Source organism: Fuerstiella sp., from assembly GCA_022447225.1.
Classification (GTDB): Bacteria; Planctomycetota; Planctomycetia; order Planctomycetales; family Planctomycetaceae; genus S139-18.
This window is the reverse complement of record JAKVAZ010000001.1, coordinates 372,495-385,445: the sequence shown is the minus strand read 5'-3', so window position 1 is coordinate 385,445 and position 12,951 is coordinate 372,495. Positions and strand designations below refer to the sequence as shown.

10 protein-coding genes are annotated in these 12,951 nt (G+C 53.9%); 6 read left to right on the top strand and 4 right to left on the bottom strand.

Going from position 1 to position 12,951, the window contains the following annotated elements:
* The first annotated feature begins 4 nt into the window (after positions 1-4).
* From MK110_01430 to MK110_01420, 3 genes are all read left to right on the top strand, one after another.
* Complete coding sequence (locus MK110_01430; protein MCH2209935.1) at positions 5-1,657, top strand: TolC family protein; 1,653 nt, start codon at positions 5-7, stop codon at positions 1,655-1,657.
* Between the two features lie 483 nt (positions 1,658-2,140).
* Positions 2,141-2,902, top strand: a complete 762-nt coding sequence (locus MK110_01425) for a metal-dependent hydrolase (protein ID MCH2209934.1) — start codon at positions 2,141-2,143, stop codon at positions 2,900-2,902.
* The gene (locus MK110_01420; GenBank protein ID MCH2209933.1) at positions 2,893-3,969 is read left to right on the top strand and encodes a beta-lactamase family protein; all 1,077 of its coding nucleotides are present in this window, start codon (positions 2,893-2,895) and stop codon (positions 3,967-3,969) included. Before MK110_01425 ends, MK110_01420 begins: the two co-directional genes overlap by 10 nt.
* On the opposite strand, the gene MK110_01415 is transcribed toward MK110_01420, so the two are convergent.
* Positions 3,961-4,869, bottom strand: a complete 909-nt coding sequence (locus tag MK110_01415; GenBank protein MCH2209932.1) for an aminotransferase class IV — start codon at positions 4,867-4,869, stop codon at positions 3,961-3,963. The genes MK110_01420 and MK110_01415 overlap by 9 nt on opposite strands.
* 189 nt (positions 4,870-5,058) lie before the next feature.
* Between MK110_01415 and MK110_01410 the strand changes: the two genes are divergently transcribed.
* The 3 genes from MK110_01410 to MK110_01400 are packed head-to-tail and all read left to right on the top strand — an operon-like array spanning position 5,059 to position 7,594.
* On the top strand, positions 5,059-6,366 hold the full coding sequence (locus MK110_01410; GenBank protein MCH2209931.1) for a S41 family peptidase: 1,308 nt from the start codon (positions 5,059-5,061) through the stop codon (positions 6,364-6,366).
* Between the two features lie 10 nt (positions 6,367-6,376).
* Positions 6,377-6,874: a phosphatidylglycerophosphatase A gene (locus MK110_01405; GenBank protein ID MCH2209930.1), complete on the top strand. Its 498-nt coding sequence runs from the start codon at positions 6,377-6,379 to the stop codon at positions 6,872-6,874.
* A gap of 12 nt (positions 6,875-6,886) precedes the next feature.
* Complete coding sequence (locus MK110_01400; protein ID MCH2209929.1) at positions 6,887-7,594, top strand: hypothetical protein; 708 nt, start codon at positions 6,887-6,889, stop codon at positions 7,592-7,594.
* Between the two features lie 255 nt (positions 7,595-7,849).
* On the opposite strand, the gene MK110_01395 is transcribed toward MK110_01400, so the two are convergent.
* The 3 genes from MK110_01395 to MK110_01385 form a co-directional block, all read right to left on the bottom strand.
* The gene (locus tag MK110_01395) at positions 7,850-8,431 is read right to left on the bottom strand and encodes an STAS domain-containing protein (GenBank protein ID MCH2209928.1); all 582 of its coding nucleotides are present in this window, start codon (positions 8,429-8,431) and stop codon (positions 7,850-7,852) included.
* Between the two features lie 22 nt (positions 8,432-8,453).
* A complete protein-coding gene (locus tag MK110_01390; GenBank protein ID MCH2209927.1) occupies positions 8,454-9,914 on the bottom strand; it encodes a DUF1501 domain-containing protein in 1,461 nt (486 codons plus the stop codon).
* A gap of 344 nt (positions 9,915-10,258) precedes the next feature.
* Positions 10,259-12,757 (bottom strand): PSD1 and planctomycete cytochrome C domain-containing protein, encoded by a 2,499-nt coding sequence (locus MK110_01385; protein MCH2209926.1) that lies wholly within the window; start codon positions 12,755-12,757, stop codon positions 10,259-10,261.
* Between the last annotated feature and the right edge of the window lie 194 nt (positions 12,758-12,951).

The window sequence follows — 12,951 nt, the reverse complement described above, 5'->3', positions numbered from 1 at the left end:
AAGCATGGATGCTGCTCCAAATAGTCCGGCAAAAGTCATTCTCAAATTGATTCGCCGAATCTGTTTTCGCTGCGGACTGATTCCTGTGGTATGCCTGCTGACAGGGTGTGTATCTGGTCTGATTCCGGCCACCGAACCGTCTGTTTCCGTTGATCGATATCATGATCGCGGCCGGTCTCCGGTGACTGACACCGTCAGTGATGTTGAGGTCGGCCTTGATGTTGATCAGGTTCCGATTCATCAAATACTGACAACCGTAACCACTCTCTCCAATCCTGTGATCGAAGCCCCGTCAGCAGCTGCGTTCGACGGTGGTCCGGATCCCGCGGCAGTCGTCCCGGTCTCTAATTCCATCGTATGCGATTCTGCCGAAATAACTGCGGCGGCTACTTCACCGGTCGTCGACACCTACCGGGCGGATCCCGTCACCGAACCGTCCGGCTCATGGACGCTCAGTACTTTGCAGGATCTGGCTCTCCAAAATAATCCGGCAATTCAGCAGGCATCCGCTGCCGCCGGCAGAGCTGATGGTATTCACAATCAGACCGGACTGAGGCCAAACCCAACGTTGGGATATTCTGCAGAAGAAATCGGCAATGGGGGGTCGGCAGGACTTCACGGCCTGTTTGTGTCTCAAATGTTTGTGCGCGGTGAGAAGCTGGCATGGAATCGACAGGTGGTTGGTCACGAAGTTCAAATGCTTCGCTGGAGCAAAAACATTCAGCGTCAGCGTGTTCTGACAGATGTCCGGCTGCATTACATAACAGTTCTGGTGGCAGAGCAGCGACTGGATCTCATGCATGCATTTCGCCAAGTTGCGCGGCAGGGTGTCCGAATTTCCCGGCAACGAGTCGCTGCCAAATTTGCCGGTCGGCCTGATATTCTGCAATCCGAAATTCAGCTGAGTCAGGTTGACCTTGCAATTAAACAAACAGAATTACAGCGGGAAGCTGCCTGGCAACAACTCGCAGTCGTGGTCGGTTTGCCGAATCTTGCACGCCAAACGCTGCAGGGAAACCTTGAATTAAGCAGCCGGACGATGGATCTCGATAATACGCTGGCAGAACTGCTGGCACACAGTCCGCAATTCACTGCCGCTCGTCATCGGGTTAGCCGTGCGCAGGCCAATCTCAGACGCCAGCAGGTTCAAAAAATACCCAATATTACGGCTCGACTGGGAACTGGACACGACGCCGAAACAGATAGTGCTTACGCCAATGTCCAGTTGAGTATTCCAATTCCGGTCCACAACAGGAATCAGGGAAATGTTCATGCAGCCTGGGCCGAATATTGCGAAGCAACACAGAATATTCGCCGCCTGAAAATGCAGATTCGCCGCGACCTTACTGTGCAAATGCTTGATTATCAGTCCGCCAAATCTGCTGTTGAACAATACCGGGACGTCATCCTTCCCAAGGCCAAAGAGACTCTTAACCTGATGAAGCAGGCACAGGCCGGCGGCGAATACAATTTTTTGCGTGTGCTGACAGCACGACGGGCATTGTATGACGCCAGCATCGAGTACGTTGATGCTCGTTCCAAAGCAGCGGTGGCCGATGCAACAATTGACGGGCTGTTGCTGGTAAACGGGCTAAATCATCCGGTCAGCACATCGCTGAGCACCGGGCTTCGTGGTCAGGCATTGAGTCAGCAATAGACGCCGGAAAGACAGCGCGTGTGTGTCAGGTCTCACGAGTTTGACGAGGCGGATCACGAAACGCAGCCTGCCTGTCCCTGCACTATGAAACGTTTATCGGATGTTTGCCGCCTGAGCGGCAGAATCTGCCGATCCGGCAATGCTGCCCCGCCCAGCGGTCGGCATAAGACTGTGTGAGAGCCGATTTCTTCGGTCACAATGAGTTGGTCAGCAGGTACTATTTGTATCTGTGCCAGCTGTTTTGGCTGTTCCGGCCGGAACCATCCCCGGACACCGTCAACTCTTTTCAGTCACCGGTCTCCAGTTACGGATGTCGGACGTTGAATTACTCAACGCCCTTCGAAAATCCATAGTGGTTGCCGGGTCCGGAAAAGTGTCACAGAGAGCTGACACCTCCAGCGCGGTCGCTAACCCGATGTGATCATTTTCTTGCATCACCTGTCGAACACCGCACTGTTTTTGGAACAGACCACATCGTCTTCTGTGTCAGGATCACCAGAGTTGGCCGGCTATCGTGAACATATCAGCGTCAGCGGCATGATGGGCCTGGGATACGCACTCGCCGCGATCTTCCTGTTCAAGTATTCCGCTGTCCAGGCTGCGATTGCCTCGATTCTTACCTGGATCGCCGGAATGCTGCCCGACCTTGATTCAGAAACCGGTCGCCCTGTTCGGGAATTATCGGGAGTAACGGCAGCTGTTGCACCAATGCTGGTGTTTCAGCACTCCACCTCGTTTGGTATCGCCGGAGATCGGGCCATGCTGGTATCACTGCTGATGTACGGAGCAGTGCGCTATGGTGCACCGTATGTCCTTGGAAAACTGACCGTTCATCGCGGAATGTTCCACAGTATTCCGGCACTTTTGATCGCGTCGGAACTCACGTTCCTGTGCTACTACAGCGAAGAACTACGAGTGCGGCTGCTCATGGCCGTAGGTGTGGGGATCGGTTTCCTGTCACATCTGGTCCTTGATGAGGTTTACAGCGTGCAGTGGAACGGCGTGCGGATCAAACTGAAAAAATCCGCAGGAAGCGCGTTAAAAATGATGGGCAGGGAACCATTGCCGAATGGATTCACACTCGGCCTGCTGATCTTCCTGACCTGGGCGTCTCTCAACAGCGCAGATGTTCTGAAACAACTGACTGAAGAACCGGTACCGGAAGTCCTGACGATTACAAACGAACTGAAAGATGCGCCGGAATACCGGATGGTCGATGAACCTGGAGAAACCCGTTGGCAGTAACCGACCTCAGCTCGAAGCTGCAGCCGATCATTGACGAAGCACAGCTGCCGTATGTTGAGGTGCAAGCCGGTGGTGTTTCCGGAAGTCCTCTGCAGTTTTCGCATGGTTTTTCTCACCACAACAGACCTCCAGGCAGCCAGCTGTTTCTGGTAGCCAGTATTACCAAATCAATCGTGGCCACTATGGCGCTGAAGCTGGTTGGCGAAGGACGCTTCTCACTTTCCGAACGTGTCACCGACCGTCTGGGCGAACTGCCGTCCACTTCCTTCCGGCGAATCACCATCCGTCATCTGTTAACGCATACATGCGGCCTGCCGGATCAGTTGCCGGAAAACGAGAGACTGCGGAAATCACAGGCCGGTCTGCCGATTTTTTTGAATCAAGTCGGTCAGCACGGAACTGACTTCACTCCCGGGTCAGACTGTCGCTACAGCAGTATGGGTTTTTTGCTTCTCGGAGAAATCATCAGTCGGGCGACCGGCCTGCCGCTGCCGGAGGTATTGCGGACTCAAATATTTCTTCCATCTAAGATGAATGACAGCTGGCTGGGAATTCCCGCGGACCGTGATGATCTTCTGCAAACAGCTGTTCCGTGTATTCTCCCTCCTTGGCAGCAGGACGCACCAAACTGGGACTGGAACAGTCCTTATTGGAGACGTCTTGGCGCTCCGTGGGGCGGACTGTTAACGACGGCTTCCGACCTGGGAAAATTCTGTCGTATGATGCTCCGTGGCGGTACCGGCGAGAACGGACAGTCCGTCCTGACACCCGCTGCAATCAATGCTTTGGCTTCCGAACAGACACGACACCTGTTCGACCTGCCGGAACAGACATGGCAAAAGCGACCGTGGGGATACGGCTGGCGTTATGCCTGGCCGGAACATTCCGCCAGCTTCGGTGACCTCGTGCCTCAATCGGCCGTTGGCCACTGGGGAGCCACAGGTACGATTTTCTGGCTGGATCCACGATCACAAACCTACGTCGTCATTCTGACATCGACACCCTTCGAGCAAAGTCGATTTACCCTGCAGCGTCTGTCGAACGCAGTTGCCGCAACTCTACTGTGAATGCAGGATCTGCAGGAATGTGTCCACGCTCGTCAGTCGGGTCCACTCAGACTGCAGCCGACGGATCATCGGACCGTCAGGGCCGGGTAAACAGTGTTCGTCAATCGAAACCACCGGCAGCAGTCCGCACGGCGTCGATGACAGAAATGCTTCGTGAAAGTTGCCGATTTGGTCAGCCGGAAGTTCGGTCATGCGAAAGCGAATACCCATGCGACCGCAGAGACCCTGCAGGACATCGCGAGTCGTACTGCGAAGGACCCCAGTCCGGGGTGTCAACACCGTTTCGTCAACAACTGCAAAGAAACACGCTGTACTGGTCTCAGTCAGGTGGCCGTTCCCGTCAATCAGCAGGGCACGTGAACCCGGTCGGCTTTCGGCTGCTGCCCGGTCGGCAAGCCACCAGTGGAGCCGATTACGTGTCTTGTGCTGCACGGGAAATGACGAGTCCGGCAACTGTAGTTGTGCAGGAATTGTCAGCCTGGCACCGGTCAGAACGGCGTCCTGCCAGAGGTGGAACGGAAGCCTGAATGTGTGTACGCACACAACTGGCTCCATGAGCATGTCGTCTGACACGTAAGTCGGGTTTGCTCCCGCTGTCACAAACCAAACAATTCCCAAATCCTCTTTTTCGTCCAGACATCGAGTATTTGCCTGAACGATTGCAGAAGCTGCGTCGGCCAGTTCTGATTCAGAATATGGCAGAAGAAACCCAAGTTCACGACAGGACGCTGTCAGTCGTGCCAGATGGCGGTGCACACCAAACGGCTGGTGGCGATAGGTTCGCCCCATTTCAGAGATGGTGGCTCCGGCAACCACACCCAGGTCCCAGACCGGCACGGCCGCCTCAGAATACAAAATCTGCCGACCATTCTGCCATGCAAGCGGTGACCGATCAGTCATTACGAAAGCCTTCTCTGCCAAAGGACACTCGACCCGCCCCCGCATCATGGACTATCCTGAGTTTCATCGTGCGGCGCGTTGTTTGCACTGGTGGTTGCTTTTGCGTGAGATCCTGTAGTCAGCGGCTGGCCGGTTGCAGGGGCTGCAGAGAGACGGTCGTCCTGTCATCCCGCTGTTTGGAAAAGAATGATGCATCGAAGTCTGTTAGCAGGCCTTAGCTGTCTGATATTAGTGTCGTCCGTTGTTTCGATCCGCGCAGATGACGCGGACGACGACCGCCGTGAGCAGTATGAGCTCATGAAACTGTTTGTGGAATCGTTTCAACAGATTGAATCGAACTACGTGACCGATGTCGATCGTCGCGAGCTGATGGAAGCTGCAATTCAAGGCATGATTCAACACCTTGATCAGTATTCCACCTACATTCCGCCTGCAAATACAGATCAGTTCAATCGGGCGATCGAACAGGAAATCGGCGGCATCGGAGTGCACATCGAACCGGGTGGACACCGGATTGTGGTCATGAGTCCGCTTCTCGGAGGTCCGGCATCCAGGGCGGGAATGCGGTCCGGCGACATTATTCTGGAAGTCGACGGAACGTCACTGGACGGAGTGACACGTCGTGAAGCGATTGCAAAGATTCGGGGACCAGCAGGCCGCCCTGTGCGACTAAGCGTTCTGCATGTGGGTGAAGGAGAGGAGCCCGTCGAGATCACAATCGTACGTGAGGCGATTCAGATTCCGACTGTTTACGGTTTTCACCTGAAAGAAGATAAACAGTGGAATTTTATGTATTCAGACCAGGATAAAGTTGGATTTGTGCATCTAACTCACTTCGGTCGTCACACCGCAAACGAAGTTCACGACGTGGTCAGCCAGCTGATCGACCAGGGAATGAAAGGACTGGTTCTCGATTTGCGGTCCAATCCCGGAGGCCTGCTGGACGTCGCAATCGAAATCTGTGACATGTTTTTGGCCGGCGGCAGGATTGTCAGTGTCCGGGGACGCAACGTTGCTGATCGCTCTTGGGACGCCAAAGCGGCCAACACCTTTCCGGATTTTCCGATGGCAGTTCTGGTGAACCGATATAGCGCTTCGGCCAGCGAAGTCGTGAGTGCTGCGCTGCAGGATAACGAACGAGCCGTCATTATCGGTGAACGCACTTGGGGGAAAGGCAGTGTGCAGAATGTGATTGGCCTGGAAGACGGTAACAGTCAGCTAAAACTGACCATGGCGTCCTACCATCGTCCCAGCGGAGTCAACATTCATCGAATGCGGGATGCCAAACCGGAAGACGACTGGGGTGTTAAGCCGAATGAGGGCTTTGAATACAAATTCGATATTGCCCAGTTTCGTGACTGGAGTGAATCACTTCACCGCCGCGAGTTTCTGCGCCAGGATGAATCGACTCAGGACGACAATTCGGATGCATTTACCGACAGTCAGCTGAACGCAGCAATTGACTACCTTCGGGAAAACATTTCTGCCGAACAGTGAACAATGATCTGTGTCTGAACAGCCTTCATCAAAGCAACAGTTGAATCTGACCGATCGCAGCATACTGCTGATCGCGGAAGGATGCGGTCTGGGCCGAATTCCTGTCATGCCTGGAACGTTTGGAAGTCTGTGGGGACTTCCGCTGGGCTGGCTGCTGGGACAGGGGGTCCCGGTGTGGGGACGACTGGGAATCGGATTAGTCATGTTCCTCGCGGGAATTCCTCTTTGTGGTCGGGCGGCTCGCCTGCGAGGCAGCAGGGATCCCGGCAGTGTAGTCTGGGATGAAATCGCGGTGTTCCCGCTGGTGTACGCGTTTGTTCCGATTAACTGGCAAACGCTGATCGCCGGATTTGTCTTGTTTCGTGTTTTTGACATTTCCAAACCGCCACCGATTCGTGCAGCAGAACGCCTGGGCGGCGGTCTGGGAATCATGGTCGATGATACGATTGCTGCTTTCTATACGGTATTCGTACTGTTAGTACTCGTTGATAGTCTGAACTTCATTTGAGCTGGAAGCGAAATGTCGCAGGGTTTTGAACCAAGACCGAAAGGTGAAGAAAATTTTGGCAACTGGCAGGTAGAGCCGGATTTGCCGAACAGCGAAAGCAGAGGCTGCCTGAAAGGATGCCTGATTGCCACAGCGGTGCTACTGATACTGGGCCTGATCGCCGGGTGGATAGTTTCAGCCAACTGGCGTAACTGGACGGCTGCTTTCGTCAGAGCAGGACTTGAAGAAACGTTGAACGAAACGGACCTGCCTGCAGAAGAGAAAGAGCAGATTCAGGAGCAGGTAGACCGAGTCGTGACAGCGTTTGAAGAAGGCGCCCTGACCGGTACTCAGGTTGAAATGCTGGTCGATGAACTGGTGCAGTCCCCACTGTCCGGGGCGGTGATTGCTTTCACGATCGAAAAAAAATACTTCGATCGTTCCGACCTCAGCGACAAAGAAAAAAACGACGGCCGAACGACACTTCGGCGCTGTGTACGAGGTTACTCCGACGGGACCCTGACGGAAGAGGATGTTGACGCTGTTTTGGGTCACATCGGCACAAAGGACCCGGACGGAAACTGGGTTTTTCGCGACGACGTCACCGACGAAGAACTGCGTGAATGCCTCGCCGAAGCCAGGGAACGTGCGGATACTGCGAACGTGGCGGAAACCGTGAAGGAAGTCGACCCGTCAGACGAAATCAAACGGATCGTAGATTTGATTCTGAACTCGGAATGATCTCTGATACCGGAACAGCAGATCACTCGACGGTGTGTCTTGCAGAGTCATCACCCGACTGTCAGAAACACAGAATCGAGATCTTTCCCGGCAGGGAACGGGCTTTTGTCACAAAATCGGTTTATCGAATTCCGAAACAAACATCCCGCCTGCGATACGTCCACCAACAAATGGGAACAGTCTCAACACACACCGGCGACCGAGAGAAGTGCATTTCTCAACGCCGTAACAACACTCCGTACCTGCCGCAGAGAATCACATCCTGGCCAGAGCGTCATCGAGGTTCGTACACAGTGTCAATACCTGGTCAAGCCGCGTCAGCTGGAAAACTTCAAGAATGTCTTTGTGAATGTTACACAACACCAGCTTGCCACCCGCAGTACACACCTTTTTGTGCATCGTAATCAGCTTACCCAGAGCTGCGCTGGACAGATATTCAACCAGATCGAAGTCCAGAATGATGTCTGTCCGCTGATCGGAATCAACGAGGGCAAAGAGTTCGAGGCCAACGAGTTCGATATTGCCTTCGTCGAGGATCTTTTTGTCGAGAAATCGCGCAACCGTAACGCTTCCAATCTCTTCGATGTCTAATCGCTGGTCAGAACTGGGCATATAAAGCCTCATCCATGGAGGACAGGAAAAAAAGTGAACCCGCAGGCTGCCAATTCGACTTTGACTGGAAGATTCGCCAGGAACCAAAAACAGCACGACACGTGTAGTTTCAACCTTAGCCCAACCAGTCCGGGTGTCAAGGCAGCGGAGCTTTGTGCTGGCTGCAGCCGCAGTCATTCGACGAGTACAGAACCGGCCGCCGGCAGACGATCGACCCGCGGACATCAGAGACCTTCGTTCAGATCGGTTAGGTGATAATCTGGCTGATCGGCTTCGCCCCTTCGACTCCAACCAGCCGGTTCTCAAGACCTCCGAAAAAATACGTCAAATTGTCAGGATTGATCCCCATCTGATGCAGCACTGTCGCATGCATGTGTTTGACATGAAAAACGTCATCCACAGCAGTACTCCCCAGCTCATCGGTCGTTCCGATACTGGTTCCTCCTCTGACACCCCCACCGGCCATCCACGTGGTAAAGCCATAACTGTTGTGGTCACGCCCACTGCCTTTTGCATATTCAGCTGTTGGTTGCCGACCAAACTCACCACCCCAGACGATCAGCGTTTCGTCAAGCAATGACCGTTGTTTGAGATCATTGATAAGTCCGGCAATCGGCAAATCCGTTTCCGCCGCGTGAAGATTATGGTTGTGTTCCATGTTCCTGTGAGCATCCCAGTTGTCATCATTGTGGGCACCGCCGGAGTAGATCTGAACAAACCGCACACCACGTTCGACCAGTCGCCGAGCCAGCAGACACTGCCGTCCGAATGCTGATGTCGCAGGGGCGTTCAGGCCGTAGAGATCCTGGGTTTGTCTGGTTTCCTGACTGATGTCAACGGCCTCCGGTGCTTCTGACTGCATTCGATAGGCCAGTTCGTAAGACGCAATCCGCGCCTCCAGGTGACTGTTGTCTGCCCGACTCGCAAGATGTTGTTCGTTGAAACTTCTCAGCGTATCCAGAATTCGTCGCTGAGCAGAATCTGTCAGCGCCGCCGGTCGATTCAGGTCCAGAATCGGTGTTCCCGCTGACCGCATGACGGTTCCCTGGAAACTGGCCGGCATGTATCCGCTGCTCCAGTTCTTGGCACCACTGATCGGTCCGCCGCGAGGATCAAGCATCACTACGAAGCCCGGCAGGTTTTCATTGACGGACCCCAGCCCGTAATTGACCCAGGAACCCAGTGCAGGATGTCCGCTTAGAATCCGACCGGAATTCATCATCAGCATGGCTGATCCGTGAATCGGAGAATCGGCTGTCATGGAATGAATAAATGCGATGTCGTCTACACACCCGCCAAGATGCGGGAACAGATCACTAACCCATTTTTCGCACTCTCCGTACTGTTTAAAATTCCAGCGTGGTTCAACGATGCGACCCTGGTTGCGATGACCACTGCGCCCGAAAGTTTTGACGTCGATTGTCCGTCCATCCATCCCCTTCATGGACGGCTTATAGTCAAATGTGTCGATATGACTGGGGCCACCGTACATGTACAGAAAAATGACATGTTTCGCCTTCGGAGTAAAATGTGAAGGACGAGCAGCCTGGGGATTCCGCCAAGCTGTCTGACCATCCGCTGCCACCGTCTGCCGTGACAGAAAACCATCCTGACTCATCAGGCCCGTCAGTCCCAGCCCCGTAAAACCAGCTCCGGTCTGCCACAGGAATTCACGCCGCGTTCGGCCGCAGAAATTGGATTGTTTCATATCGAATTCCACCAGTCTTTTTGAAGACTCAGCATCTCGTCCGTCAGCGGAAGAATTTACCGAATCAATTGCGATCGACAGGGCACAACACCCTCTGTCACGACCTTCACACTCTCTGTATAAATTCCCTGTGACTCTCCCGGGAGACTGATTTCCAAAACACAAATCATCCTGTCTTTTGGCACACCGAACAGGTCCCGCGGTTCCGCTAATCTGACAGTTTACTTCTGTTCAACGCCTCATGGAGAACGGCTACAGCCCCATTCGGACTGATGCCCGGAAACATTTCCGATGACAGCTCGGAACATCCACACCCAAATCGCAGGAATCCATACGCGAAAACACTAATCAAGATAAATGAATTCATTCAGATTCAACGCCAGCAGGCAAAAGTACTGCAGCGCCTGATCGGACGTGAATCCTTCTTTTGACTGCAGCTGTTCTATCAGTGCCAGACCCTTGCGGATCTCATCTTCTGAAGGCGGCCGCTGAGTCACCACGGTCAGACCCCGCCGAACCCGATCAAAGGAAGATTTCTGTTTCCGCAGACTGTCTGCAAACGCGGATGCCTGCTGCTGCATAAATTTACTGTTAAGCAGACCGAGCGCCTGTGTTGGCTGAGTTGTCACAAACCGAACCGGACACGTCTGATCGGTGTCTGCAAAGTCGAAGCTCGCCAGCAGCGGATCAACCAGAGACCGTTTAACATGAATATATATACTGCGACGATTTTGATCTTCCGGGGGTGATGTTTCCCAACCCCGCCCTGGCTGCGACTGTCCCGCCTTCACTTCGTCCGGAATATCGGTGTAGATACTGGGGCCGAACATCTTTTTCGTATTCAGGTTTCCGGCAGCCCACAGCACGGAATCACGAATCTCTTCTGCTGACATTCGTCTCATATCGAACCTCCAAAACAGATCGTTGACAGGATCCTGATTCAGTGCATGTTGACGTGCCGACGACGACATCTGGAATGTCGCGGAACTCATGATCAGGCGGTGCATGTGTTTGACTGACCAGCCGTTTGTGATGAATTGCGAGGCCAGCCAGTCAAGCAGCCGAGGGTGAGTCGGCTGAGTTCCCTGAAATCCAAAGTCACTGGAGGACCGGACAATTCCACGCCCAAAGTGAAACTGCCAGATCCGGTTGACCATCACCCTGGCAGTCAACGGATTCTTTGGACTGGCAATCCAGGCAGCCAGCAGCTTACGTCGTCCGGTAGTTCTAGCGCCTTCGGGTATCTCCGGCATGTTGACATCCGGTGGTGACAACACCGACAGAAAACCGGGCGTGACTTCGTCAGCCGGCGCATGCGGATTCCCGCGTGTCAGTACATGAGTCGCATGGATTGTTTCCATGTCCTCGGTAACACACAGGACCTTTGCCCGTCCGCTGGGGCCGTTTTCCTGCAACGTCTTCAGTCGCCGGTGCAGTCTTTGGTATTCGTCAACCTGCTCTTTGCTGAGTCCGCTGCTCTGCAGATTTTTCACCAGGGACAGGCGGTTTTCAAAAAACTCAAAATCCTGCTTTTGAGGTTCCGTCAGCAGCGGAATCACGGTCTGCTCGAATTCGCTGATCAGTCGCTGCACGTCGGAAATCTTCTCATTGTGAGCGATAGATTCCTGTTCCAGCAGCCCCGGTTCTTCCGGAAGATCCACTTCCCGCACAGAAGCATCTCTAACCGTTTTGTCACCGCGAATACCATACCGCCGTATGTTTCGAAAGAATCCCAGCAATCGGTAATAGTCGCGCTGGGGAATCGGATCGATCTTGTGATCGTGACAGCGCGCGCAGTTCACCGTGAGTCCAAGCATCGTCTGGAACGTGGTTCCAATGATGTCATCTACATCATCGTAAAATGCCAGGGTATGGTCGACCGGTTCATCGTCCCAGCGCCCCAGGCGGTAGTATCCGGTTGCAATGACCGACTGACTCGTGCGGTTTTCGAGTTCGTCACCGGCCAGCTGTTCTGTAATAAACCGGTCATACGGCATGTCGGAATTGAATGCCTGTATGACATAGTCCCGATAACGCCAGACATATGGCTTGGCTCCATCGCGTTCATAACTGTTTGTTTCCGCATAACGCACCAGATCCAGCCAGTGCCGACCCCACTGTTCTCCATAATGAGGGGAGGCCAGCAACGTCTCGATTAGTTCTTCCACTGCTGCCTGATCCATGGTTCCGTCATTTCGGCGGAGTCTGGCGGCCCAGCGTTCAGCAGCTTCCGGTTCGGGAGGAAGCCCGGTCATGTTGTAATACATCCGACGCACCAGGCTTTGCGCATCGGCCGGAGGCGACGGCTCAAGCCCGTTCTCTATCAGCCGACGGAAAATAAAACTGTCGATCGCATTGAGCCCCCAGTCGGAGTCCGGTACAGCTGGTTCCGTCAGCGGCCTGAACGACCAGAAATTTTTCGTGTCCTCGTTAACTTCCGGAGGACCCGTTACTTGATCGAATTCGAGCTGCAGTTGCTCCCGGGGCCACGGCATTCCCTGCTGCACCCAAAGTTCCAGAAACCGAATGTCAGCAGCAGATAATTGCCGGTTCGGCGGCATTTCCAGACCATCATAGCGAATCACCCGTATCAGATTGCTGTTGTTCGGGTCATCAGCATCGTACGCAGGTCCGTCCAGTTCTCCGCCTGCAAGAATTCCGGCACGTGTGCTGAGATCCAGTTGACTTTTGGGAGACTCGCCGGCGTGACATTTCAGACACGACCGGGTGAGGATCTCTGTCGCATGCTTCCATAGTTCCTGTTGCTCGTCAGTGAGCCGGGCATTACCGACCGACGCAGTTACAGCACACAGGAAAGTGATCAGACTACTTCGCAGAAACATTTGACCGTCCGACTGACGACATGGAAGCAAGTGGCAGATACGGTCTGGTCATTGTAGCAACCAACCCTGTCACCACCTGGAGAAAAACAAATGTTCTATGCATGATATGCTGTTGGTCCAAGTCGCAAAACGAACTGCACAACAAATCCTGCTATCGATGGCCCCGGAACGAGTTAACCATGTCGATTTCAAGC

Excerpts from the sequence above, each read along its gene's own strand:
- MK110_01430 (MCH2209935.1), top strand. The coding sequence starts at position 5 with ATGGATGCTGCTCCAAATAGTCCGGCAAAAGTCATTCTCAAATTGATT.
- MK110_01415 (MCH2209932.1), bottom strand. The coding sequence starts at position 4,869 with ATGACTGATCGGTCACCGCTTGCATGGCAGAATGGTCGGCAGATTTTG.
- MK110_01410 (MCH2209931.1), top strand. The coding sequence starts at position 5,059 with ATGCATCGAAGTCTGTTAGCAGGCCTTAGCTGTCTGATATTAGTGTCG.
- MK110_01400 (MCH2209929.1), top strand. The coding sequence starts at position 6,887 with ATGTCGCAGGGTTTTGAACCAAGACCGAAAGGTGAAGAAAATTTTGGC.
- MK110_01395 (MCH2209928.1), bottom strand. The coding sequence starts at position 8,431 with ATGTCCGCGGGTCGATCGTCTGCCGGCGGCCGGTTCTGTACTCGTCGA.
- MK110_01390 (MCH2209927.1), bottom strand. The coding sequence starts at position 9,914 with ATGAAACAATCCAATTTCTGCGGCCGAACGCGGCGTGAATTCCTGTGG.
- MK110_01385 (MCH2209926.1), bottom strand. The coding sequence starts at position 12,757 with ATGTTTCTGCGAAGTAGTCTGATCACTTTCCTGTGTGCTGTAACTGCG.